The following is a 23,534-nucleotide window of genomic DNA, read 5'->3' as shown; positions in this document are numbered from 1 at the left end:
GTAAGGGTCGCAAGTTCGGAATCGCGACCCAGCCGACCGGCAACAATCGAATTCGCAACGGGCCCCTCCATCCCGGTTCATTCGAACGCGCATTCGCAGCGGCCAACGCAAAAAAACCCGGCACATCGCTGTGCCGGGCTCAACTTCCATGTCAACTTGTCAATGCATCAGAGACCGATCACGCGTCCGTCTTTGCGGGTGATCACGATGGTGGCCGAGCGGGGCCGTCCGGCCTTTCCGTAACCCATGTTCGCCGGCCATGCGCTTTCCAGAGCGAAGGCGCTTGCAACGCCCAGGGCAGGCGTGTTTTCGCCTGGGTGCTGGATGTTCACGAACATGGTCTTGCCGTCGGGCGATTCGGTCACGCCCGTGATCTCACACCCACGGGGGCCGACCAGGAATCGGCGCAGGCGCGCTTCACCCAGCAAGGCACCCATGAAGGTCTTCTGCGTACCGGTGATCGTTCCCACCTTGTTGTTGGCGATCACAGGGCCGCCGTCACCCACCTCACCGGGAATGGCGGCCAGCATCATGCAGTTGGATTCATCGGTCATGGCGCCGTCGTCGGTCTGGATCCAGCAGATCCCGCTGGCGGGGCTGAACCACAGGCCGTCGGGTGACGAGAATGCGTTCTTCTCGGTGAGCTTGGACAAGTTGGCATCGCCCACGTCTTCTTCGGCGCCAAACAGGAAGATGTCCCAGCCGAAAGAAGTGGCTTCTGCCTGTGAGCCCTTTTCCTTGAAGCGGATGATGTGGCCATTCGGGTTGCCGGTGCCCATGCGACCGTCGAGGTCTTCATAAGAGCGGGGATTGGCGGCGTCCACCGTGGTGGGCGAGCGCAAGGCGGCCGAGTTGTTGGTGAGCGTGAAGTACACCTCGCCATTCTTTGGATTCACGGCACCCCACTCCGGGCGATCCATCTTGGTGGCACCGACGGCGTCGGCGGCGTGCCGGACGTTGACCAGCACGTCCGCCTGATTGACGAAGCTGTAGGCAGCGTAGCCGCTGATACGGGGGTCCTTGATGTTGAGCTCGATCCATTCGCCAGAGCCGTCTTCTTTGAACTTCGCCACATAGAGACGGCCCTCATTGAGGTACTTGTCGCCAGCTGCCAGGCCACGGCCCTCGTCGGAAGGCGTCCACTTGGCCGCGCTCACGAACTTGTAGATGTACTCGTTGCGGGAATCACAGCCCATGTAGAAGGCCAGGGGCTTGCCTGGCTTGGGAATGCTGCACACCGCGCCTTCGTGCGCAAAGCGGCCCATGGCAACGCGCTTGACCGGCGTTGCGTTCGGGTCCAGCGGATCCACTTCCACGTTGTAGCCGAAGGTGTTGGGCTCGTTGCGGAAGTCTTCGGCGGCACTGGCGGCCGCTGCAGAAACATTCCAGCGCGTGAATCGATCATCGGTATCCGATGGGGTGTACCAGCCTTGTGAGGTGGCAGATGTGGCCGCTTCGGCGATGGGCGTGCGGGCCACGCCATAGCGCGCGCGCGACGCGATGAGCTTGGCGTCGATCGGATTGGACCCTTTGGGCATCTGGAAGTAGAAGGCCCAGTTCTCTTCGCACCCCAGGTAGGTGCCCCATGGCGTCTTGCCGTGACCACAGTTGTTGATGGTGCCCCGGCTGGTGGCGCCAGACGGATCGTAGGCCGTGACCATGAAAGCCTGGATGTCCGCCTGAAGAGCGGCAGGACCCGAGATCTTCATCGGCGTCTGCGCGGTCACGCGACGGTTGTAGAGGGAATTGAGCTTGTAGCCCCAGCTGTTGCCCTTCTTGGTGAGTTCGACCACGGAGATGCCGTGGTGGTTGATTTCCTTGAGCACTTCCAGCTCGGGGCGAACACCCAGATCCCAGCCACCGAACTGGCTGAACTTCTTGCCATTCACGCCGTTCGTCGTCTGACCGCGCGGGTGGAAAAAATGCGCGTCGGCCGAGCTCTCGTGGTTGACACAGAGCACAGCACGGTCTGTTTCCTTGGTGCTGAAACGGCCCTTGCGATCGATGTAGTAGATGTCCATGCCATCGTGGTGATCGCCGATGCGGCGTGACCAGTCGTCGGTCTCCGCGCCCGCGTTGCTGTAGGCCAGCACGCTGGAATCGATCGGGTCACCGGTGGCGTGCAGCACCTGGTAGGTGTAGCCCGCTGGCAGAACCACATCGTCGAGCAGACTCTTGCCAACCGAGTTGAAGCCCAGGTTGGTTTCCTTGCCTTTGCCGCCGGGCGGGCCGTCTTCGTCACCGCCACCGCAAGCTGCCAGAAATGGCACTGTGGACAAAGCGGCCAGACCGATGCCGCCGCGGATCAGGTTGCGGCGCGCAGGGTTTTGCAAGGTGCTTGCAATGATGTCCTGGAAGTGTGGATTGGATGAAGTGTTGCAGACGACGTCGTCATCGGGGTGAGACATGTGGGGCTCCTGGGAGTGTCGGAATTAAGTATTCGGATCGCCAACCGGATGCGTCGGCTGGCGTGCGAATAATCACGCCTGCATATGACAAGCGCATGAATTCGAATTAAGTTCAACGCCATGCGATGGTTCAAAGCATGAACATCCTCCAGGGTCGGCAAAACACCGGCTCCTGACCTGTCATTCAGCCATGCTGCACGCTTCATCGTTCGCGGATGAGCTCAGCGCCGCGAAGGTCAATCTGGTCACTTTGACGGGCCATGGTTTCCAGAAACACGCCTTCCACCTGGACCGCAATCTGGTGCCAGTCCAGTTGTGCCACGTGGGTTCGCGCGTGCAGCCTGGCCTCGTTCAGACGGTGCGGCTGCCGGGCCAGTTCGCCCGCCTGTGCGGCAAAGGCTTCTGTTTCATTGCCATCCACCAGCCAGCCGCTGCGATCGTGCAGCACCCAGTCGCACGCTGCGGCTGTGTTGAAAGCCAGCACCGGCAAGCCACTGGCCAGCGCTTCCAGCGTCACGTTGCCGAAGGTTTCCGTCAGACTGGGGAACAGCAACAGATCGGCCGACGCGTAAAAGCCTGCCAGTTCACCATGACTGCGTGAGCCCGCAAAAATGGCTTCCGGGCAGCGCTGCTGCAGGGCCGCTTGCAGCGGACCGCTGCCCACGAACACCAGCTTGACATCGACATGCTGCGCTCGCATGGCATCAAAGGCAGCCGTGGCTGCATCCAGGTTCTTCTCGGCAGCGATCCGGCCCACCACCAGCAGCACCAGACTGTGTTCATTGGCCCCCCACTGGCCGCGCAAGGCTTCGCTGCGCTGGTCGGGCCGAAACAGCGCGGTGTCCACCCCGCGGGCCACCACCCGCAAATTCTGGAAACCATTGCTGAGCAGTTCGGCGCACAAGGCGCGCGTGGGCACCATGGTGCAGTGGCTGAGGTTGTGGAATTTGCGCAGATAGGCCACGATGGGCTTGCGCAGCCAGCCCACGCCATAGTGCTGGCTGTAGGCGTGGAAGTTGGTGCGAAAGTCGGTGGACACCGGCAGGCGCAGGCGCAGGGCCGCCTGCAGCGCCGACCACCCCAACGGCCCTTCGGTGGCGATGTGCACCAGATCGGGCCGGTGAACAGCCCAGGCCGACAGCAACGCCTTCTTCGCAGGCAGGCCCATCTTGAGCTGCGGGTAGCGAGGAATGGGCATGCCGCGCATCAGCACTTCCTCGAAACCGATGTCGCTCTGTGCCAGATCCAGACCAGTCTGCCGGGGCCTCACCAGCTGCACCTGGTGGTTGCGAGCACACAGACCGTTCACCAGCCGGGCCAATGTCAACGCCACCCCATTGACCTCGGGTGGCCAGGTTTCGGTCACGACGGACAGGCGCAACGATGGGCGCCCTGCGGGAAAGTCCTGCACCACGATGTGCTGTGAAGCCACTTCTTGCATGCCGCGATCTTCCCGGCGCTGCGCAACAAACTGATGACAAACGCCTGTTTTGTGGCCGCCTTGTGCCAGTCCGGTGACAAGACCGTTTTGTCACGGGGTTTTCACGCAAGCCGAAGACGATTGCTGGTGGCCTTTGGCCGATAACTCTGGTTCCATTCCTCTCAGGAGACGAAGTGAAAGACTTTTTGCGCACCCTCGAAGTCCAGCGCTGGGACGATCACCGCTACTACCACCACAGCCGCATCAACCAGACGCTGCACCTCATCAGCGCGATCAGCTTCGTGGTCGCCTATGCGCTGCTCTGGACCGATCCGGTGCTCGCCGCGCTGATTGCCTGGCTGGTGTCCATGACCAGCCGTCAAGCCGGCCATTTCTTCTTCGAGCCCAAGGGCTACGACGTGGTGAACCAGGCCACACACGAACACAAGGAAGAGATCAAGGTGGGCTACAACCTGCGGCGTAAGGTGGTGTTGATGGCGCTTTGGGCCGGCACGCCGCTGCTGGTGTGGCTGGCGCCTAGCGTGTTCGGCCTGTTCGAGCCGCCTGCCGATGCCGAAGCGTTCATCCGGCAAGTGGGCACGCTGTGGCTTGCGCTCGGCGTGGGCGGCCTGCTGTTTCGAACTGTTCACCTGTTTTTCCTGCAGGACGTGCAGACCGGTCTGGTGTGGATGACCAAAATCCTGACCGACCCGTTCCATGACATCAAGCTCTACCACAAGGCACCGCTGTACCTGCTGCGTGGCCAGCTGATCGATCCAGGTGTTGGTCAACGCCACTGAAGCTTGGCGACCCCCTGCGTCGTTGCGGCCTACCGTATGCACACAGATGTGGAAGTGCGGAAGGCGTGAGCAGCATCGGACTGCCACTCCAGCGAGCATGCCATCGCTCCCTCGCCCCTCAACAGAGAACATTGGAGTGAGGAGCTGGGTTCGTCAAAATTTTTGCTTTCTGGACGCTTGGCATGGCCGGGTCTCGGCCCGGCGGCCGACCTTCCTTTCTTTGCTTCGCCAAAGAAACGTAGGCCAAAGAAAGGCGAGCCGAAGTCCGGGGCCCTGCGGGCTTCCTTGCGCTGCTCGGTTCGCTCGGGGTGCGCGCAAACTCGCCTTCGGCTCAAACATGCGCGCCCCTTTTCCCGAGCGCCCCTGCGCTGCTCAGCCCGGCCACACGGCGGGGAACGGGAACGGGAGCGGACTACCCCTTGGACAAGCGGGCCTTCACTCCCTCCCCCGCTGGGGGAGGGCTGGGGTGGGGACCCGCGGTAGTTGCGGCAAGGGGTCGCCCCAATTCAGGTCTTATTCTGCTGGCGCCCAAAGCGCACCGCCAGCATTTCACGGAACACGCTCTTGCGAATCGACCGGTGGGTCTGGCCGCCCTGCCACCACCAGCCATGGGCCTGCATGTCTTTTCCAGCGGCCACAAAACGCTGCAGCACCTCGTCGAAATCGGCGTCGGTGAAATGCAGGCCGAAAATCAGCCGTCCCGTGCCCACCCAGCTCAGGGCAATGCCATGCCAGCGCAGGTAGTACTGGTACATCCAGTGGTAGCGCCCCGGGGTGGTGTACATCAGGGTCCAGACGCTTTGCATGTTCGCCGCGCGCACCGGCAGGCCGTGTGCCTGCATGGTCTCGTTGAAGCGCTGGGCACGAGCAGCCCACCTGGCATCCTGGTCTTCGTACAACGCGCGGATGGCAGGCGACTCAAGGTGCTTGAGAAAGGCCGACATGCCACCCATCACGTAGGGGTGCGCATTGAATGTGCCCCTTGCAAAGCACACATCGGCGGGGCGCTCGGGCCGGTAGCGCTGCATCAGCTCGCGCTGGCCACAGACCACACCCACCGGATAGCCACCGGCCAGCGTCTTGCCGTAGGTGACCATGTCGGCGCGCACGCCGAAGTATTCCTGAGCGCCGCCCGGGGCCAGCCGGAAGCCCAGAAACACCTCGTCGAAGATCAGCACGATGCCGCGCTCGGTGCACACTTCACGCAGCTTCTTCAGCCATGCGGTGTAGGCCACACGGTCGTAGGCCGCCGTGCGGCTGCCATCGACCAGCGTGGAGTCGCCTGGCGCATTGCGGTTGGGGTGCAGGGCCTGCAGGGGGTTGACCAGCACGCAGGCGATGTCGCGCCGCGTGCGCAGCACCTGCAGGCTTTTTTCGTCCATGTCCTTGAGGGTGTAGGTTTCGCGCGGGGGCATCGGGTTGCCGGGGCCGGGCTGCACGTCCTCCCACCAGCCGTGGTACGCGCCGCAGAAGCGCACCAGCTGCTTCTTGCGCGTGTGGTACCGCGCGAGTCTTACTGCCTGCATCACCGCTTCGGTACCCGACATGTGGAACGAAACCTGGTCCTGGCCAGAGATCGCCTTCAGGCGCGAAACGACATCGGCCACACAAGGATGGTAGGCCCCCAGCACCGGGCCCAAAGGTTCGGCCAGCGCAGCGCCTTCTGCCATACAGGCCTTGTAAAAGTCCACCCCGAACACATTCACGCCGTAAGAACCGGTGAGGTCGAGCAGTTGATTGCCGTCGAGATCCGTCACCCTCACCCCCTCGGCCGACTGCACGAAGGCGCCCACCCGCAGCCGCTGGCTCGCTATAGGACTGAACTGGAACGGCACGCGGTACGCGCTGGTGAACTGCAGATCGGCCAGTCCTTCACGGGCCTGTGCGGTCAAGGCCAGGCTGTTCGCGTATCGCTGGGCAAAGCCTTGCTCCAGCGCTTCGAACCCCTCGCGTCGTTGCTGTGCGACAGCATCGGGCGCGCCATCGCAGTTGAAAAAACGTGTCTCGTCGTACGCATAGCCGGGCAACCAGCGCGCGAGGCGCTTGGCCATGCGCGAATGTCCGGCCAGCGATCGGTGCTTGGCGCGCGACAGCTCAATGCGCCGCTTGATGCCGGGCAGCGCCAGCATCAGGGCACCCGCAGGCAGGACATAGGAGAAAACAGGCATGGTCAATGACTCCGCGATTTCAATTGGGAGTCTGCCCGGCAGAAGGGACATCGGCTGCAACACGCGACAAACCGGTCTCCTGCGGCACTACCTCCTGCGCCCAGGGCCCCACCCTGGGCTTGTCGGCAGCACCACACGATCCTCGGTTTTCGCGCGTTTTGCTTCGATGCCTTCTGCCGCGCAGGCTCCAGACCCTCATTTCTATTTCAGCCACATGACATCACCATGAATCTGCGCCACTCGCTTCAACGTCTGGTTCTCAACGAAGACCTCAACTTTCTGCTGACCAACCGTGTGCCGCGCATCGGGCTCACGCATTTCATGGGCTGGTGGAGCCGCATCCGCCACCCATGGGTGCGCAAACTGTCCATGGCAGCCTGGACCACCTTCACCGACCTGGACCTGAGTGACGCCAAAAAGTCCAGCTTCGACAGCTTGCACGACTGTTTCACCCGCGAACTCAAGCCTGGCTCACGGCCGGTGGATGGGCGACCTGATGTGCTGACCAGCCCTAGCGACGGTATCGTGGGCGCGCACGGCGTCATCGAAGACGGCGATGCGGGCACAGGTCCTCAGGTGTTCCAGGCCAAGGGATTCCCTTACCGCCTGAGCGACCTGCTGGGCGACGACGACCGGGCCAAGGCGCTGGCCCAGTCGCTCGTGGGTGGGTGCTATGTCACGTTGCGTCTCACCTCGAGCATGTACCACCGCTTCCACGCACCGTGTGATGCGCGGCTGGAGCATGTGACCTACATCAGCGGCGACACCTGGAACGTGAACCCGATCGCACTCAAGCGGGTCGAGCGCCTGTTCTGCAAGAACGAACGCGCCGTGCTGCACCTTCGCCTGGCCAACGACACCCGCATGATTCTGGTGCCGGTGGCCGCCATTCTGGTGGCCAGCATGCGCCTGCGGGCGTTTGAGGTGCCTTTGAATCTTCGCTACAAGGGGCCGAACGAGCTGCCGTGCGACGCGCGCTACACCAAGGGAGAAGAGATGGGCTGGTTCGAACACGGTTCGACGATCCTGGTGCTGGCGCCGAAAGGGTTTGAACTGGCATCTCGGCTCCAGCAAGGCATGACGATGCGCATGGGAGAGGCGTTGATGACACGCTCCCACCCCGATGACCCCAAATCGGCTGCCACCTGAAGCAGCTTGCTGCCACCAGTGCGCCAAAGGCCCTAGCGTGGATGCCGTTCGCGCCTGTCGATCGTCACACAACTGTCATAAAAATCGATGGGGTCGAAGCTATCCTCAAACCATAGGAAGCCCGAATCTCCAAAGAGGGGCGCCACCAGACTCACCAACTTTGCCGAAAGCGCCCATGCTAGCCCTCAAGAAAACCCGCAAACTCATCGAGTCCGACCCGAATCAGGCATCGGCCGTCATCCTGTCTTCCCTGGTGGTGTCGTTGGAGTCCGACAAACCGTTCCAGTTGGCCGACCTCTACCAATTGAACTACGACGACTTCAAACTTGCGCTCGATCTGCTGGCCGAATGGCGACTGGACCGCTACTACAGCAGCAAGGTCCGATTGCTGGACGTATCGGTGAACATCAACCAATTGCGCGACAGCGCTGAAGCCGCCAGGACAGCCTGAACAGCGGCCCATGCCGGGCCGGACTCAAACAGCTACCAGAGCAGAGGCGCTCAGCGCGCCTCTGCCAGTTGCGCCCCCGACGGGTGCTGACCCAGATCCAGACGCAGATCGATGTCGCGCAGCACGGGCAGCAGGCTCGTGATGCTGTCGATCCAGAAGTCGGGTTGTGCGTCGCCCAGCGATTGTCGGGCCTGCTCGCGGGCCACCTCGCGGGCGGGTTCGTCCATGGCCCGCCACTGCGCTTCGGTCAGCCCCAGCGCGTTGCCGCTGGCCATCACGGCCACCGTCCAGCAACCCGCATTTCGACCTTCCAGCAAGCCAGGCACGGTGTCGTCCACCTTCACCGAGGCTTCCGCCTGCGTCACGCCCAGGTCCTTGAAGGTCTGAAGCATGCCCATGGGTGATGGGCGCGACCGCGGCAAGTCACCGGCGCAAACGAGGTTGTCTGGCACAAAACCCTGTGCTGCGGCCAGCGGTGCCAGCACCTGCATGATTTCGCGGTTATAGCCGGTGGTCGAGCCGATGCGCAACCCGCGCTCACGCAGCATCTGCACCAGTTCGCTGGTGCCACCGATGAGCCTGGCATGGTGCTGCACCGAAGCCATGTTCATGGGTGTGAATTCGGCGTACAGCGCATCCACATCGTCGTCGGTGAACGGAGCGCCCTTGGCTTGTTGCCAGGCCGCTGCAATGCGTGGCTGCTGCCCCAGCGACTGGATGTGTTCCCACTTGGGCAGGCCCATGGGCACCCGGGCTTCCTCGATGGAAATGGCCACGCCATGACGGGCAAACAATTCGACGAAGGCGCCCATGGGCGCCTGGCTGCCAAAGTCGATGACGGTGCCGGCCCAGTCGAACACGACGGCCTGAAGGTGCTGGAATTGCATGGTGTTCACCATTGGTTGAAGGTGTCCTGCGCGATACCGAACGCCGTGCTGGCACCGGTGCCACTGCTCACCACCACGACGCGCAGGCTGTCGCTGGGTGCTTCGATCAGACAATCCTGTTCAATACCGGTGGGGTAGACGCCGGTCCAGCGTTCGACCACTTCGGCTTGCGTGAGGTCCAGCGTCAGCCGCAAGTGGCGCAGGATGTCCCGGTCCACGGCTTCGCTGGCAAAAGGCTCGGGCGAGGTCGCCTTGTGGTGGGAATCACCCACCACCAGCGTGCCATCGGCGCTCTGCACCACAATCAGGTGAATGCCATCGGCAAGGCTTTGCGCCTCTTCTTCCTGAAGCTGGGCCAGCAGCGGCTGGGCCTGCGGCAAATCGGCATAGCCCCGGTAGCGCACCAGACTCAGGTCGCTCATGACCGCCGCACTCAGGCGGAAGCCGGGTTCGGGCCGCACGCGCAGCATTTGAAGACGGGTGAGTGCGAGGCTGTAGCCTGCAAGAAACGGCAGCGCGACGCCATTGAGTTCGGTTCCTGGACACAAAACGATGCGTTCGGCCTGAAACCGCCGGCTGGCGGTGCGCACCTCGCCTGCGTCAGCGGCGAGCACTTCTTCTCCGTACAGGAAGGTCACGCCCTGGGCCAGTTCCAGCCAGCGAGCAAGCAGGGGAATGGCCTGCCGCGATTCCACCCGCAGCTCATGGGGGCTGAAGAGCGCACCGGCTGCGCCGTCCGTTCGAAGCTCGGGCGCCTGCGCTGCGGCCGACGCTGCGGTGTGCAGTTCGCATCCGCGCCCCATCTCGGTCTCGGCAAACGCCTCGATCACGTCCCAGGCCAGCGGCCGCTGGGCCAGCAACCACAGGCCTTTGTGCAACACGGCAATGCCTGCCTGTAGCGCCACGTCGGCCCACACGTCGCGCGAGCGGCGCGCCCGGTCCCACGTGGTGCCAGCGCCCTGTCCGGTCACGGTCACGAAGCCGAAGTTGCGGATCGACGCGCCCACGCAGCGGTGGTCACGTTCGATCACCGCCACGCTCAGGCCTCGCCGCCGGGCTTCCAGCGCGTGCGCAAGGCCCACGATGCCCGCGCCCACGACCACCACATCAAAAGCGTTCTTGCTCATCTGAATTCCTGAGAGGTAAGCTCGTCATTCATCTCGGTTGACGCAAAGCGGCGCGGGAATGTTTCATACAGTTGCTCCACCGCGCAGCGCGCGACCCGCAGCGCATGAAACGGTCCCACCCAGGGGCACCGCCGGGCCGGCTCTGCCGGACGGCCAGTGCCGCCCCCTCGAGGGGGTGACGCGAAGCGGCGCGGGAATGTTTCATACAGTTGCTCCACCGCGCAGCGCGCGACCCGCAACGCACGAAACGGTCCCACCCAGGGGCACCGCCGGGCCGGCGCTGCCGGACGGCCAGTGCCGCCCCCTCGAGGGGGTGACGCGAAGCGGCGCGGGGGTGTTTCATACAGTTGCTCCACCGCGCAGCGCGCGACCCGCAACGCATGAAACGGCCCCATCCAGGGGCACCGCCGGGCCGGCTCTGCCGGACGGCCAGTGCCGCCCCCTCGAGGGGGTGACGCGAAGCGGCGCGGGGGTGTTTCATTTCAGGCGCCACAGCTGGGTGCGGGCCAGCGTCCAGTGCGACACCAGCGCGAACAGGGCGCGCACCGCCGCCGATGTCAAAAAAATCAATACCGCCATCGCGGCGGCTGGCGCCACGTCGCCAGCGTCGTCCATGTTGAGCACCGCCACGGCCGCCAACTGGGTGTGCGGCGAATAGAGAAACACCACGGCAGAAACGGTGGTCATGGCGTTGATGAAGAAGAAGCCCGCCACCTGCAGCAACGCGGGCAGGCACACTGGCAGGTGCACCCGCCACATGGTTTTCCAGAACGGCACACCCAGCGATTCGGCCACCAGCTCGAATTCCTGGTCCAGTTGACGCAGTGCGGCCAGCATGGTGAGGTGGGCCACCGAAAAGAAGTGCACCACGGTACACAACACCAGAATCGCCATGGTGCCGTACAGCCCGCCCAGCGGGTTGCCTGGCGCGTTGAAGAACAGGATGTACCCCAGCCCCAGTGCCAGCCCTGGCACCGCCAGTGGCAGCGAAAGCACGAGGTTGAGTGCCTCGCGCACCGGACCGAAGCGCCGCGGTTTGTCGACCAGCCATGCGGTCAGGAACGCGAGCACCGTGCCCAGCAGAGCGGTCATCAGGGCCATGCGAATGGAATTGGCGTAAGTGCCCCAGCCGCCGCCGTCCATGTTGTCGAAGTCGTAGTTCTTCAGGCCAGGACTCAGGTTGTACGGCCAGTAAGTGGCGAGCGACGCAAACACCGCCACGCCGATCACGGTCAGAAACGCCAGCGCAACGGTGGCGCAGAACAGCCACATCACGCTGTCGCGCAAAGGCGAGCGAACAGGCTGCAACACGGCAGAACGCGCACCCAGTGCGGCCGCCTGCCGGCGCCGGATCGAACGCTCCAGAAAGAATGAGCCCACCGCTGGCAGCAGCAGCCACACGCCCACCACCGCACCCATCGAGAAATTCTGCTGCCCCACCACCTGGCGGTAGAGGTCGGTGGCCAGCACGTTGGCCGAACCGCCGATCACCTTGGCCACACCAAAGTCGGTGATCACAAGCACGAACACCACCACCAGGGCCATGCACAGCCCATATCGGCTGGCGGGTACCGTCACGGTCCAGAACACGCGCCAGGCGCTGGCGCCCAGGGTGCGCGCCGCCTCTGGGAGACGGCCGTCCATGGTGGCCATGCTGGTGAGCAGCACCATGAGCGCGTGCGGAAACGTCCAGAGCACCGAACCCATGACGATGCCCGGCTCCCCATAGATGCTGCCATCGGGAAACCACGATCTGAGCAGTCCCTGGTTGCCAAACAGGTAGATGAGACTGATGGCCATCAGCAGCGAAGGTGCCAGCAAGGGCAACAGCGCCACCGCCCTGAACACCGCCTTGCCGGGCATGGCGGTCTGAGTCAGGGCATAGGCAAAGCCATAGGCCAGCGACACGCAGATCAGCGCCGAGAGCGCCGCCAACCTCACACTGCGCCAGGCGGAGTCGGCCAAGGCCGGAGTTTCCAGATAGCGCGCAAAGTTGTCCAGCCCGACCCACTGCCCTGCCCCGTCGAACAGGCTGTGCTGAACCAGCGCCCCCACCGGCAGGATGATGAACAAGACCCCCAGCACCAGCATGGTCCAGGCGCCCGCACCCACCAGGGCGCCTTCGGGCACACGCGCCGGCGCCGACTGGCCAACCCCGTTCCAGGGCGCCCCCGCTTCAGCCATGGCGCTCCAGCAAAGTCAACGCCGCTTCGGGCAAAGTGGCCGCCAGCAATGCGCCACGGCGCCAGCGCAATTCGCCACCCAGCGGCGTGGAAAGTTCGGCTTCGATGTGCGTGCCCAGTGTGGGCGCATGCAGCTGCAACATCGTGTGCGCGCCGCAAAAAGTGATGTCGACGAGTTCCACCGGCACCGTGTTGGTTGAAGGTACCCGGGCCCCGGGGGCACGCTCACGCGGCCAGTCTCGATCGCGCACACGCACCAGCTCCGGCCGGATGCCGATGCTCACCGCACCACCGCTGTGCAGATGGTGCGTGTGGGGCGCGATGCGCAGATCGACCTGACCCACGAGCACCTGGGTGGCGCCGGTGAGTTGCCCGGTGAATACGTTCATGCGCCCAACGAAGCGGGCTGCGAACTCGCTGGCCGGGCGGGCATAGAGATCGATCGGCGCAGACTGCTGCACGATACGGCCCCGCTCCATCAGCACCACGCGGTCTGCCATGGTCAACGCTTCTTCCTGATCGTGCGTGACCATGACGGTGGGGATGCGCAACTGCTGCTGCAGCCGGCGGATCTCCTGTCTCAACCCGGTACGCACCTGGGCATCCAGAGCCGACAGGGGCTCATCCAGCAAAAGCAGTCGAGGCCTGGGGGCGAGTGCGCGCGCCAGGGCCACACGCTGCTGCTGGCCTCCCGAGAGCTGGGCCGGGTACTTCTGGACATGGGCTGCCAGACCCACCAGATCAAGCATTTCCATGCAGCGTGCACGCCGGTGGCTGCTGTCCATGCCACGCAAACCGTAGGCGACGTTGTCAAGCACCGTCAGATTGGGGAACAGGGCATACGACTGGAACACCACACCAAATCGGCGCTCCGCGGCCGGCCATGAAGTGATGTCCTGCCCGCCCATGTGCAGCGTGCCGCCAAAGCCGCTTTCAATGCCGCAGACAATGCGCAGCAACGTGGTCTTGCCGCAACCCGACGGGCCCAGCAGGCAGACGAACTCCTCGGCGCCGATGTCGAGGTCGACCCTGTTCAGCACGGTTTGAGTGCCGTACTTCCGTGTGACGCCCCTCAGTCGCAGCAGTGGCACAGCGGCTTCATCCGCCAGTAGATCTGCGCCAGCCGTTTCAGCAGCTTTGACAACACGGGCTGGTGGGTCTCCCACTGCGTTGCCCACGGCTGGTTGCTGGCTCACCGCGACACGCAGGTCTGCCTCGGTGGCGACGGGCTCGCCAGCGATGCGACCTGGGTGGGACGGCTGGAACACGTCAGCGCTTCTCGGCCTTGCTCTCGTAGCGGCGGCTCCATTCGGCCAGCACACGCTCGCGGTTGCTGGCAGCCCAGGTGAAGTCGTTCTTGGCCAGCATCTTTTCCACGTCGCCCTCGATGAATTCGAGCTTTTCCTGGATACCAGGCAAGGCCACCACCGCAAAGTTCTTGGCGTAGAGTTCATTGGCCTGACGCGACACAGCCCAGTCGGCCAGGGCCTTGGCGGCATCGGCTTTCTTGGTGGTCTTCAGGATGGCCGTGGCTTCCATGTCCCAGCCCAGGCCTTCAGACGGCAGCACGATGGCGATGGGAGCGCCGTCCTTCTTGGTTTTGTTGGCCCGGTATTCGAAGCTCAGGCCGATGGGGTATTCACCGGCCCCGGCCTGGCGGCAAGGCTTGCTACCCGAATGCGTGTACGAACCCATGTTTTCGTGAAGGGCGTCCATGTAGGCCCAGCCCTTGTCCTCACCCATCATCTGCAGCCAGGACGACACCATCAGGTAGCCTGTACCCGAACTGGCGGGGTGCGGCATGCTGATATGGCCTTTGTAAGCCGGGTTGGTCAGGTCGGCCCAGCTCTTGGGCAAGGGCATGTTCTTCTTGGCCGCTTCCACCGTGTTGAAACACACCGCAGATGCCCATACGTCCATGCCCACCCAGGTGGGTTGCGGGCGCGGGTCGCGCATGGCGGGCTTCACCGCCTCCAGGCCCTTGGGGGCGTAGGGCATGAGCATGCCTTCCTTGTCCAGCAACATCAGCGAGGTGGCGGCCAGGCCCCACACCACATCGGCTTGCGGATTGGCTTTCTCAGCCAGCAGCTTGGCAGTGACGATACCGGTGGAGTCGCGCACGAACTTCAGATCGATGCCGGGGTGGGCTTTCTCGAAGGCCTCTTCGTAGGCCTTGATCTGGTCGGCCTCCAGTGCGCTGTACACCAGCAACTCGGTCTTGCTCTGTGCCAACAGGTTGCCGGAAAGCGACAGGCTCAGAGCAGCAGCGGTGGCCAGCAGGAAGCGGCGGGAAAGGTGGGTTTTCATGTGTTGTGCTCCGGATGTCATGGTGCTTTCATTCTTTGCAGCGACGATGACGCGATCACGACGATTTCATGACGAAATGACGACACACACTCTCGAAGCACTCTTTGAGCGTTTGCAGCAACGAGGCGGCGAGCGCTACACCGGCGAGCCGGTCACCCACCTGGAACATGCGCTCCAGTGCGCAACCCTGGCACAGGCGGCTCAGGCAGGTGACGCACTGGTGGTGGCGGCCTTGCTGCACGACATTGGCCACCTGCTGCATGACCATGGCGGCACACCCACCGAGCGAGGCGTGGACGATTCGCACGAGCACCTGGCTGAAGCGTGTCTCTCTCAATGGTTCGGCCCGGAAGTCACCCGGCCCGTGGCACTCCATGTGCAGGCCAAGCGCTACCTCGCCCATCACCCGGCCTATCTCAAGGTGCTGTCGATCGATTCACAGCGCAGCCTAGCGCTGCAAGGCGGCCCGATGGACACAGCCGAATGCTTTGCTTTCCGACAGCTGCCGCACGCCATGGATGCGGTGCGGCTGCGGCACTGGGACGAGACAGCCAAGCGGCCCGGCCATCCCACGCCTGCGTTGGAGACCTTCTGGCCGCTGGTACTGGTCTGCCAGCGGCGCTGACTCGGTATTCTTCAGATCAGCGAATCCAAGGTGCGCGGCGCCCCTTTCACTAGCAAGAACAAGGTGGGCACGAAGCGGGCGCTGGGCGTGGTGCTGTGCGCAGCCAGGCGACCACCGGCACGGGTACCACCAGCCCCAGCAGCGACGATTACCCGGCAGAACGCCCGGCCTCTCAGGGAATAGGGGTCAGCTTTGCGACGCTGAGCGCGAGCCATTTCACACCATGCCGGCTGAAGCTGACCTGGGCCCGCGCATCGGTGCCGGTGCCCTCGATGGCCAGTACCTTGCCTTCGCCGAACTTGTTGTGGAACACCGCCTGCCCCGCACGGATGTCGGTGCCTCGGTCCGGTTCGGGTGCGGTCTGGCCCAGGCCTTTCGGGTCACCCTTGTCGTTGAAGCCGGGCGACCACGAAGGCTGCAGCGCTGGGGGCGTTCCGAAGCTGCGGCGGCCGTTCTGCCACTGCCCGCCTCCACCACCGGCCCCGCCTGGCGCGCCCCACGCAGGTTGCTGCGGTGTGAGCCACTTCAGGCAGGCCTCGGGCAGCTCGTCGAAGAAGCGGCTCTTCATGTTGTAGCGGGTCTGGCCATGCAGCATGCGGGTCTGCGAATGGCTCAGGTACAGGCGCTTGCGGGCACGGGTGATGGCCACATACATCAGGCGCCGCTCTTCCTCCAGACCGTCGCGGTCGCTCATGGAATTCTCGTGCGGGAACAGGCCTTCTTCCATGCCGGTGATGAACACGCAGTCGAACTCCAGGCCCTTGGCGGCGTGTACCGTCATCAGCTGCACCGCGTCCTGCCCGGCCTGGGCCTGGTTGTCGCCGGATTCCAGCGCGGCATGAGTGAGGAAGGCGGCCAGCGGACTCATGGTTTCGCCGGTGTCTGCGTCGGGGCCGGGAAGACCCTCACCCCCACCCTCTCCCGCAAGCGGGCGAGGGAGTGAACTGCCCCCTCTCCCGCTTGCGGGAGAGGGTGGGGGTGAGGGTTCCCCCGGTTCCAGCCCCTGGCTTACCGGGCTCTGCGTGAGCGGCTCCCCTTGCGCATCCACCGTGCGCGCCACGGCATCGCGGCCAAAGCCCTCGATGCCCACGAAGCTCTTGGCGGCACTCACCAGTTCCTCCAGGTTCTCCACCCGGTCTTGTCCTTCGCGCTCGGCCCGGTAGTGCTCCACCAGGCCGCTGTGGTCGATCACCAGCTCGATGATCTCGCTCAGCGTCATGCCTTCTGAACGCTCGCGCAGCACATCCAGCTTGGCCACAAAGGCCCCAATGGCCACGCCGGCGCGGCCGGTGACCGCACTCACTGCGTCGTGCAGCGAACAGCCTGAGCTGCGTGCGACGTCCTGCAATTGTTCGATGCTGCGCGCTCCGATGCCGCGTGGCGGGAAGTTCACCACGCGCAGGAAACTGGTGTCGTCGTTCGGGTTCTCCAGCAGCCGCAGGTAGGCGAGAGCGTGCTTGATTTCGGCACGCTCAAAGAATCGCAGACCGCCGTACACGCGGTACGGCAGGCCGGCGTTGAACAGCGCGGTTTCCACCACGCGGCTCTGGGCGTTGCTGCGGTAGAGCACCGCCATTTCCACCTTGGGCACATCCTCGCGCGCAAGTTGCTTCATCTCGTCGACCATCCACTGCGCCTCGGCAAAGTCGCTGGTGGCTTCAAACACACGCACCGGCTCACCGGCACCTGCGTCGGTGCGGAGGTTCTTGCCCAGCCGGTGGCTGTTGTGGCTGATCAGTTCGTTGGCCGAGTCCAGAATGTTGCTGCAGCTGCGGTAGTTCTGCTCCAGCTTGATCTGGTGCCGCACGTGGAACTCGCGCACGAAGTCGGCCATGTTGCCCACACGCGCGCCGCGAAAGGCGTAGATGCTCTGGTCGTCATCCCCCACGGCAAACACCGCGTTTCCGGCAGGCGTGAGGCCTTCGAGCGGCGGTGTGCTGAACATCTTGATCCAGGCGTATTGCAGGCGGTTGGTGTCCTGGAACTCGTCGATCAGGATGTGGCGGAAACGCCGCTGGTAGTGTTCGCGCACGGGATCGTTGTCTCGCAGCACCTCGTAGCTGCGCAGCATGAGCTCACCGAAGTCCACCACGCCCTCGCGCTGGCACTGCTCTTCGTACAGCGCGTACAGCTCGATCTTTTTGCGCGTTTCTTCATCACGCGCCACCACGTCGCCCGGGCGCTGGCCGTCTTCCTTGCAGCCGCTGATGAAGTACTGGATCTGCTTGGGCGGATAGCGTTCGTCGTCCACATTGAACTGCTTGCACAAGCGCTTGACAGCCGAGAGCTGGTCCTGGGTGTCGAGAATCTGAAACGTGGCGGGCAGGTTGGCCAGTTTGTGGTGCGCCCGCAGGAAGCGGTTGCACAGGCCATGGAAGGTGCCGATCCACATGCCGCGCACATTGATGGGCAGCATGCTGGACAGGCGCGTCATCATTTCCTTGGCGGCCTTGTTGGTGAAGGTCACCGCCAGAATGCCCCCCGGTGTCACCTGCCCGGTCTGCAGCAGCCAGGCGATGCGGGTGGTGAGCACACGGGTCTTGCCCGATCCGGCACCCGCCAGAATGAGCGCGTGCTCGGGCGGCAAGGTCACAGCGGCCCCCTGTTCGGTGTTCAGGCCCGCAAGCAGCGGGGACGGGGCAACAGAATCTTCAAACAGCATCCGGCGATTGTAGGAAGCCACAGCCTCACCCGTGGTTCATACGCTGCTCCATATGACCTTCATACGCCAGGCTGCCGACGAATCGGCTGGCCCTTCCTGCGGCAAACGCCTAGAATCAATCACCGGGCCCAGGGTTTCTTGCGCCCGGTTTTTTGTTTCCGTCCCTCGGACACAACGGCTGCCGTCTCGCCCTCTACAACCCATTACACCAACCACCTTTCCGACGCGCGACGTCCAGTGCCACCGCAGAACCGGCTTTGCCGGGCCGCAGGTGGCGCCCCCTTGAGGGGGTGGCGCCGAAGGCGACGCGGGGGTGCTCCCTTATGGAAATCTTTGATTACGACAACATCCTGCTGCTGCCACGTAAATGCCGCGTGGAGAGCCGATCGGAATGCGACGCCGGCGTGGAGTTGGGCGGGCGCAAGTTCCGCCTGCCGGTGGTGCCGGCCAACATGAAGACCGTGGTGGACGAGACCATCAGCCTCTGGCTGGCGCAGAACGGCTACTTCTACGTGATGCACCGCTTCGACCTCGACAACGTGCAGTTCGTGCGCGACATGCACGCGAAGGGGGTGTATGCATCGATTTCGCTGGGCGTGAAAGCCGCCGACCGTGCCACCGTGGACACGCTGGCCGCCGAGGGCCTGCTACCCGAATACATCACCATCGACATCGCCCACGGCCATGCCGACAGCGTGCGCGACATGATCGGCTACATCAAGGCGAGGTTGCCCGCCAGTTTCGTGATCGCCGGCAACGTGGCCACGCCGGAGGCCGTGATCGATCTGGAAAACTGGGGTGCAGACGCCACCAAGGTGGGCGTGGGCCCTGGCAAGGTGTGCATCACCAAGCTCAAGACCGGCTTTGGCACGGGCGGCTGGCAGCTGAGCGCGCTCAAGTGGTGTGCCCGCGTGGCCACCAAACCCATCATCGCCGACGGCGGCATCCGCAGCCATGGCGACATCGCCAAGAGCGTGCGTTTTGGCGCCAGCATGGTCATGATCGGCTCACTGTTCGCCGGCCATGAAGAATCGCCCGGAAAGACAGTCGAGGTCGACGGCCTGCTCTACAAGGAGTACTACGGCTCGGCCAGCGACTTCAACAAGGGCGAATACAAACACGTGGAAGGCAAGCGCATTCTGGAGCCCATCAAGGGCAAGCTGGCGGAAACGCTGGTGGAAATGGAACAGGACGTGCAGAGCTCCATCAGCTACGCCGGTGGCACGAAGCTGATGGATGTGCGCAAGGTGAACTATGTGATCCTGGGCGGCGATAACGCGGGCGAACACCTGTTCATGTGAACCATGCCCGCATGGTCTGGGCCTAAGGGGCCAGCGGGTTCAATCAGGCATCAGTTGCCGGGCCGCGTTCACCATCAGCAGCAGCCCGCTGGCCACCAGAAGGAGCGCCATGGCCGCACGAAGTCGTTGCTTCGGCAGGCGTGCGGCCACACGGTGGCCAATCACGACGGCGAAAAGCCCCAATGGAAGCAGCACCAGGAGCCGCTGCCACAGCAAGGCGTCACTCAGACGACCCTGCCACCCCATGCCGATCAGCACGAGCAAGGCCACCCCCAGCATGGCGACCGGTGTGCTGGCACGCATGGCGTCGGGCCGAACGCCGCGCCGCGCCAACCAGGCCAGCACCAGCGGGCCGGCGGTGCCGAAACTCATCTGCACAACACCCACGCCCAGGCCGTAGAGGCCGCCCAGCGAGGGCCTGGGGGATGTGTCCGGCGGCGGTCCACCCAGCGTGCGCCAACCGACCCAGACCACGTACCCCCCAAGAAACAACAAGGGCCAGGGTGAGGTGAGGTGTCGCGACAGAAACAGCCCGAGCCCACAGCCCAGCACCATGCCAGGCACCAGGCTGCGCAGTTCCGGCCAGGCCACCTGCCTCAGATTCAGACGTCCCATCAGACCCGATGCGACCACATCCATCAGCAAAACCAGGGGCACGACTTGCGTCAAGGGCCAGCGCAAGGCAAGCAGGGGCACGATGACCAACGCAGAGCCAAAGCCCGTGACACCAAGCACCAGATAGCCCAGCAGGACCACCGCTGCCGCATAAGCCGCATCAATACCCATCACCCCATGTCACGCGCTTGATCAAGCGAGCAATTCCAGCGCCATGCGGTGCAGCCGGTGGCGCGGCTGCACCAGCGCCTCCAGCACACTGAAATGGTTCAAACCGGGCAAGGCCTCGCACACAGGCACCACATCCCTGCCCCAGGCGTCCTGGATCAACTGGTTGTGCCGCAGGAATTCACTGCTTTCCAGTGCACCCGCCACGGTGTAAAGGTGTCCGCGGTCTCCCATGGGCAATGGGGCCGGCAGACGGGCCGGGCTGGCCTTCTTCACCTGCGCTGGCGTGAGGCGAAGTGAATCGCGCAAGAAGGGTGTGTGCAGCAGTGGCTCCAGGTCGTACAGGCCGGAGATCGACAGCGCATTCCTGACCAGCGCATCCGGCAGATCGCCTCCGACCAAAGGCCACTTACATGCCAGCAGCATGGCAGCGAGGTGCCCACCGGCCGAATGGCCGATCACCGTGATGCGCTCCGGATCACCGCCATGCACCTTGATGTGGCGGTAGACCCAGGCCAGGGCGCGCACCATCTGCAGGGTGATGTCGGGGATGGTGACAGCCGGACACAGCGCGTAATTGGGCATCACCACACAGGCGCCGCGTTTCACGAACGCAGGTGCCAGGAACGAATGGTCCGACTTGTCCAGGCTGCGCCAGTAACCGCCATGAATGAAGACCACCACGGGCGCCGGTGGCCGCCCGGGCATGCGTGCAGCAGGAAAAATATCCAGTGTTTCGCCAGCGCCGTGGCCGTACTGCACATCGAGCATGGCGGTCAGGGTGCGCCGGGCCTGGTCCGATGCGGCGGCCCATTCGGCAAAGTGCCGACCATGTTCGGGCACCAGAGCCCGGTTGTTGTACTGACCGTCCAGCCAGATCGGGTTTTTCAGTTGAGGCGAATTCATCGACGGCATTGTGCACGCTGGCGGTGCGTGCTGGTTGAACCGAAGGGGTGACAGGTCACATGGAATGCTGTATTCTGCATACAGAATTCCAAATATACCCATCAACATGTCGGCCCAGTTGCTCAAGCTTGAAACCTCGCCGGATCTGGCCGACCAGGTCTACCGCGTGTTGCTCGATGCCATCAGCGCAGGCTCGCTGAAGCCCGGCCAGCGCATCACGCAGGAAGAACTGGCCGAACAACTGGCCGTGTCGCGCCAGCCGATCACCCAGGCCTTGAAGCTGCTCAAAAGGGACGGTTTTGTGCAGGACGCGCCCGTCACGGGCGTTCCGGCCGGCCGCAGCCGTGGCTTGCAGGTCGCACCCCTGGATGCGAACTGGATCGCACAGGTCTACGAAGTGCGCACCGCCCTCGACACCCTGGCCACCCGGCTGGCCGCATCCCGGGGCACTTTCATCGACCCGGCGTTGATTGCAAACGGCCGATTGGCCGTGAAACGTGACGATATCAGGGCCATGATCGATGCGGACCTTGCCTTCCATACCGCGCTCTACCGGGCCGCCGGCAATCCGCTGATCGAACAAAGTGCGCTGCTGCACTGGCACCACATTCAGCGGGCGATGGGCGAGGCACTTCAGTCCGATTTGCTGCGCGAGCCAGTCTGGGACGAACACGAGGCCATCGCCAACGCGGTGAACATGGGAAACGCTGAACTGGCGGAACGACTCATGCAACGCCACTGCAGCCGCGCCCGCACCAATCTGGGCGCACAGATGGATTCAAATGCGAAATCGCTCGCAGCCAGCCTTGGGCCCACTCCACGACTCCGTGGTTCTCAACTGCTTCGGTAGTTGAGGCACTTCCATGCGGTTTCCGGGTTTGCCCGGGAACCGCATTTTTTTACCTTTTCACAAGTCTTGAGCGCAACAAGGCCTTTGGCTTCAGACCCACCAACGCACTCACCAAAGTGAACCTTCCCACCACCTCCGTTTCCTTGCCTCCTGCGACGGCGAACACTTCCGGACCATCGCCAAGCGTCGCCATTCTCGGCACAGGCACGATGGGACTGACAGCCGCACGCCGGCTGAGTACCGCCGGAATTTTGATCAGCGCCTGGAACCGCACTCGCTCCAAGGCCGACCCTTTGACCTTGCTGGGCGTGCACGTCACCCATCAACCGGCCGAAGCGGTGGCTCAGGCCGATGTGGTCATCCTGTTGCTGGCCGACGGCGCGGCGGTTGAAGAGGTGTTGTTCCACAAGGGGGCTGTCGATGGACTGCGGCCGGGCAGCATCGTGGTTGACATGTCATCCATCTCGCCCCGGCAGGCCAGGGACCACGCCGCCCGGTTGAGTGCCCTGGGGGTGCACCACCTCGATGCGCCGCTGTCAGGCGGCGCTGCGGGTGCCGAAAAAGGCACATTGGCCATCATGGTCGGCGGCAGACCCGCAGACTTTGCGCAGGTGCGCCCGATATTTGATCTGCTGGGCCGGGCCACACACGTCGGCGGACACGGTGCAGGCCAACTCGCCAAACTCGCGAACCAGATGATCGTGGGCATCACCATCGGAGCGGTGGCTGAGGCTTTGTTGTTGTGTGAGCGCGGCGGGGCCGACATGTCCAAGGTCAAGGAAGCGATCACCGGCGGTTTCGCAGACAGCCGCATCCTGCAAGTCCACGGGCAGCGCATGATTGATCGCGACTTCACAAAACATGGCGCGGTCGCATTCCAGCTCAATGATCTGCGCAACGCCTTGTCCACCAGCAACGAAATCGGATTCGAGGCTCCCATCACCCAGTTGCTCGAACAGTTGTTTGCCCAGACCGCCGAACACGGACTGGCCGATCTTGACCATTCGGCTCTGTTCGTTGAACTGGCCAGCCGAAACGGGATGAACTGAACGCATGGCGATGGCGCCTGCAGCCATCGCACAACGGATTGTGGCAAGCTATCAGCACACACGCTGTCCACAAGGCAACCACTGCCAGCGGGAACACGGTGTAGCACGAAGCGTCCAAGCATCTCCGCCCGAAAGCACCCCAACCCTGCCTCCCCTCATTGCCCTCAGCCACCACACCCGCCTCCTTGCCGACGCTGCATGCCGACTACCGAGCCGACATTGACGGCCTGAGGGCCATAGCCGTGGTGGCGGTTGTCATCCACCACGCATTTCCCCAGTTGCTGCCTGGCGGCTTCGTGGGCGTGGACATCTTCTTCGTCATCTCCGGCTACCTCATCAGCACCATCATCCTGCGCGGCCTGGCCAGCGGGCAGTTCAGCTTCGGCACCTTCTACGTGCGCCGCGTCAAGCGCATCTTCCCCGCCCTGCTGCTGGTGCTGGCCACCACCATGGTCATG

Annotated in this window: 19 protein-coding genes; 8 read left to right on the top strand and 11 right to left on the bottom strand. The window is 63.8% G+C overall.

What is annotated here, in order from left to right; genetic code table 11:
• Positions 1-167: 167 nt before the first annotated feature.
• Together Q7V46_RS03615 and Q7V46_RS03610 are read right to left on the bottom strand one after the other, a co-directional pair.
• Positions 168-2,408 carry a PhoX family phosphatase gene (locus tag Q7V46_RS03615; protein WP_304912145.1) on the bottom strand — a complete coding sequence of 747 codons (2,241 nt, stop codon included), beginning with the start codon at positions 2,406-2,408 and terminating at the stop codon, positions 168-170.
• A gap of 202 nt (positions 2,409-2,610) precedes the next feature.
• The gene (locus Q7V46_RS03610; RefSeq protein ID WP_304912144.1) at positions 2,611-3,849 is read right to left on the bottom strand and encodes a glycosyltransferase family 1 protein; all 1,239 of its coding nucleotides are present in this window, start codon (positions 3,847-3,849) and stop codon (positions 2,611-2,613) included.
• Between the two features lie 173 nt (positions 3,850-4,022).
• Between Q7V46_RS03610 and Q7V46_RS03605 the strand changes: the two genes are divergently transcribed.
• Complete coding sequence (locus tag Q7V46_RS03605) at positions 4,023-4,628, top strand: hypothetical protein (protein WP_304912143.1); 606 nt, start codon at positions 4,023-4,025, stop codon at positions 4,626-4,628.
• A 506-nt stretch (positions 4,629-5,134) separates the two neighbouring features.
• Here the strand turns inward: Q7V46_RS03605 and Q7V46_RS03600 are convergent.
• Entirely contained in the window at positions 5,135-6,796 is a 1,662-nt protein-coding gene (locus Q7V46_RS03600) for an aminotransferase class III-fold pyridoxal phosphate-dependent enzyme (RefSeq protein ID WP_304912142.1), read from the bottom strand.
• Between the two features lie 225 nt (positions 6,797-7,021).
• Between Q7V46_RS03600 and asd the strand changes: the two genes are divergently transcribed.
• Together asd and Q7V46_RS03590 are read left to right on the top strand one after the other, a co-directional pair.
• Positions 7,022-7,945 carry an archaetidylserine decarboxylase gene (gene asd / locus Q7V46_RS03595; protein WP_304912141.1) on the top strand — a complete coding sequence of 308 codons (924 nt, stop codon included), beginning with the start codon at positions 7,022-7,024 and terminating at the stop codon, positions 7,943-7,945.
• A 175-nt stretch (positions 7,946-8,120) separates the two neighbouring features.
• The gene (locus tag Q7V46_RS03590; RefSeq protein WP_304912140.1) at positions 8,121-8,396 is read left to right on the top strand and encodes a hypothetical protein; all 276 of its coding nucleotides are present in this window, start codon (positions 8,121-8,123) and stop codon (positions 8,394-8,396) included.
• A gap of 50 nt (positions 8,397-8,446) precedes the next feature.
• Here the strand turns inward: Q7V46_RS03590 and phnX are convergent, their stop codons facing one another.
• The 5 genes from phnX to Q7V46_RS03565 all read right to left on the bottom strand — a co-directional run bounded on the left by phnX (position 8,447) and on the right by Q7V46_RS03565 (position 14,900).
• Positions 8,447-9,283: a phosphonoacetaldehyde hydrolase gene (phnX, locus tag Q7V46_RS03585; RefSeq protein ID WP_304912139.1), complete on the bottom strand. Its 837-nt coding sequence runs from the start codon at positions 9,281-9,283 to the stop codon at positions 8,447-8,449.
• Between the two features lie 5 nt (positions 9,284-9,288).
• Positions 9,289-10,410: a TIGR03364 family FAD-dependent oxidoreductase gene (locus tag Q7V46_RS03580; RefSeq protein ID WP_304912138.1), complete on the bottom strand. Its 1,122-nt coding sequence runs from the start codon at positions 10,408-10,410 to the stop codon at positions 9,289-9,291.
• 477 nt (positions 10,411-10,887) lie between these two features.
• Positions 10,888-12,594 (bottom strand): putative 2-aminoethylphosphonate ABC transporter permease subunit, encoded by a 1,707-nt coding sequence (locus Q7V46_RS03575; RefSeq protein ID WP_304912137.1) that lies wholly within the window; start codon positions 12,592-12,594, stop codon positions 10,888-10,890.
• Complete coding sequence (locus tag Q7V46_RS03570; RefSeq protein WP_304912253.1) at positions 12,587-13,678, bottom strand: ABC transporter ATP-binding protein; 1,092 nt, start codon at positions 13,676-13,678, stop codon at positions 12,587-12,589. The genes Q7V46_RS03575 and Q7V46_RS03570 overlap by 8 nt, the downstream gene beginning before the upstream one ends.
• A gap of 184 nt (positions 13,679-13,862) precedes the next feature.
• Positions 13,863-14,900, bottom strand: a complete 1,038-nt coding sequence (locus Q7V46_RS03565) for a putative 2-aminoethylphosphonate ABC transporter substrate-binding protein (RefSeq protein ID WP_304912136.1) — start codon at positions 14,898-14,900, stop codon at positions 13,863-13,865.
• A 76-nt stretch (positions 14,901-14,976) separates the two neighbouring features.
• On the opposite strand from Q7V46_RS03565, the gene Q7V46_RS03560 reads away from it, so the two are divergent.
• Positions 14,977-15,525 carry a phosphonate degradation HD-domain oxygenase gene (locus Q7V46_RS03560; protein WP_304912135.1) on the top strand — a complete coding sequence of 183 codons (549 nt, stop codon included), beginning with the start codon at positions 14,977-14,979 and terminating at the stop codon, positions 15,523-15,525.
• A gap of 172 nt (positions 15,526-15,697) precedes the next feature.
• Here the strand turns inward: Q7V46_RS03560 and Q7V46_RS03555 are convergent, their stop codons facing one another.
• A complete protein-coding gene (locus tag Q7V46_RS03555; protein WP_304912134.1) occupies positions 15,698-18,187 on the bottom strand; it encodes a UvrD-helicase domain-containing protein in 2,490 nt (829 codons plus the stop codon).
• 323 nt (positions 18,188-18,510) lie between these two features.
• On the opposite strand from Q7V46_RS03555, the gene Q7V46_RS03550 reads away from it, so the two are divergent.
• Positions 18,511-19,488, top strand: coding sequence for a GMP reductase (locus tag Q7V46_RS03550; protein WP_304912133.1), 978 nt, complete (start codon positions 18,511-18,513; stop codon positions 19,486-19,488).
• A gap of 39 nt (positions 19,489-19,527) precedes the next feature.
• Here the strand turns inward: Q7V46_RS03550 and Q7V46_RS03545 are convergent, their stop codons facing one another.
• Together Q7V46_RS03545 and Q7V46_RS03540 are read right to left on the bottom strand one after the other, a co-directional pair.
• Positions 19,528-20,274, bottom strand: a complete 747-nt coding sequence (locus tag Q7V46_RS03545; RefSeq protein WP_304912132.1) for a sulfite exporter TauE/SafE family protein — start codon at positions 20,272-20,274, stop codon at positions 19,528-19,530.
• Between the two features lie 21 nt (positions 20,275-20,295).
• On the bottom strand, positions 20,296-21,177 hold the full coding sequence (locus tag Q7V46_RS03540; protein ID WP_304912131.1) for an alpha/beta hydrolase: 882 nt from the start codon (positions 21,175-21,177) through the stop codon (positions 20,296-20,298).
• A gap of 106 nt (positions 21,178-21,283) precedes the next feature.
• Between Q7V46_RS03540 and Q7V46_RS03535 the strand changes: the two genes are divergently transcribed.
• The 3 genes from Q7V46_RS03535 to Q7V46_RS03525 form a co-directional block, all read left to right on the top strand.
• Complete coding sequence (locus tag Q7V46_RS03535) at positions 21,284-22,027, top strand: GntR family transcriptional regulator (RefSeq protein WP_304912130.1); 744 nt, start codon at positions 21,284-21,286, stop codon at positions 22,025-22,027.
• A gap of 143 nt (positions 22,028-22,170) precedes the next feature.
• On the top strand, positions 22,171-23,076 hold the full coding sequence (locus Q7V46_RS03530; RefSeq protein WP_304912252.1) for an NAD(P)-dependent oxidoreductase: 906 nt from the start codon (positions 22,171-22,173) through the stop codon (positions 23,074-23,076).
• Positions 23,077-23,270: 194 nt separating this feature from the next.
• Positions 23,271-23,534 (top strand): acyltransferase (locus Q7V46_RS03525; protein ID WP_304912251.1); only part of this gene is annotated, 264 nt, incomplete at its 3' end.

This window comes from Hydrogenophaga sp., from assembly GCF_030651625.1.
GTDB lineage: Bacteria > Pseudomonadota > Gammaproteobacteria > Burkholderiales > Burkholderiaceae_C > Hydrogenophaga.
Note: the sequence above shows the minus strand (reverse complement) of the source record. Positions and strands in the feature narration are given on the sequence as shown.

Bases quoted from the DNA above. Each gene is read 5' to 3' on its own strand.
- Q7V46_RS03615 (WP_304912145.1), bottom strand. From the start codon at position 2,408: ATGTCTCACCCCGATGACGACGTCGTCTGCAACACTTCATCCAATCCA.
- Q7V46_RS03610 (WP_304912144.1), bottom strand. From the start codon at position 3,849: ATGCAAGAAGTGGCTTCACAGCACATCGTGGTGCAGGACTTTCCCGCA.
- Q7V46_RS03600 (WP_304912142.1), bottom strand. From the start codon at position 6,796: ATGCCTGTTTTCTCCTATGTCCTGCCTGCGGGTGCCCTGATGCTGGCG.
- asd (WP_304912141.1), top strand. From the start codon at position 7,022: ATGAATCTGCGCCACTCGCTTCAACGTCTGGTTCTCAACGAAGACCTC.
- Q7V46_RS03590 (WP_304912140.1), top strand. From the start codon at position 8,121: ATGCTAGCCCTCAAGAAAACCCGCAAACTCATCGAGTCCGACCCGAAT.
- phnX (WP_304912139.1), bottom strand. From the start codon at position 9,283: ATGCAATTCCAGCACCTTCAGGCCGTCGTGTTCGACTGGGCCGGCACC.
- Q7V46_RS03580 (WP_304912138.1), bottom strand. From the start codon at position 10,410: ATGAGCAAGAACGCTTTTGATGTGGTGGTCGTGGGCGCGGGCATCGTG.
- Q7V46_RS03575 (WP_304912137.1), bottom strand. From the start codon at position 12,594: ATGGCTGAAGCGGGGGCGCCCTGGAACGGGGTTGGCCAGTCGGCGCCG.
- Q7V46_RS03565 (WP_304912136.1), bottom strand. From the start codon at position 14,900: ATGAAAACCCACCTTTCCCGCCGCTTCCTGCTGGCCACCGCTGCTGCT.
- Q7V46_RS03560 (WP_304912135.1), top strand. From the start codon at position 14,977: ATGACGACACACACTCTCGAAGCACTCTTTGAGCGTTTGCAGCAACGA.
- Q7V46_RS03555 (WP_304912134.1), bottom strand. From the start codon at position 18,187: ATGCTGTTTGAAGATTCTGTTGCCCCGTCCCCGCTGCTTGCGGGCCTG.
- Q7V46_RS03550 (WP_304912133.1), top strand. From the start codon at position 18,511: ATGGAAATCTTTGATTACGACAACATCCTGCTGCTGCCACGTAAATGC.
- Q7V46_RS03545 (WP_304912132.1), bottom strand. From the start codon at position 20,274: ATGGGTATTGATGCGGCTTATGCGGCAGCGGTGGTCCTGCTGGGCTAT.
- Q7V46_RS03540 (WP_304912131.1), bottom strand. From the start codon at position 21,177: ATGAATTCGCCTCAACTGAAAAACCCGATCTGGCTGGACGGTCAGTAC.
- Q7V46_RS03535 (WP_304912130.1), top strand. From the start codon at position 21,284: ATGTCGGCCCAGTTGCTCAAGCTTGAAACCTCGCCGGATCTGGCCGAC.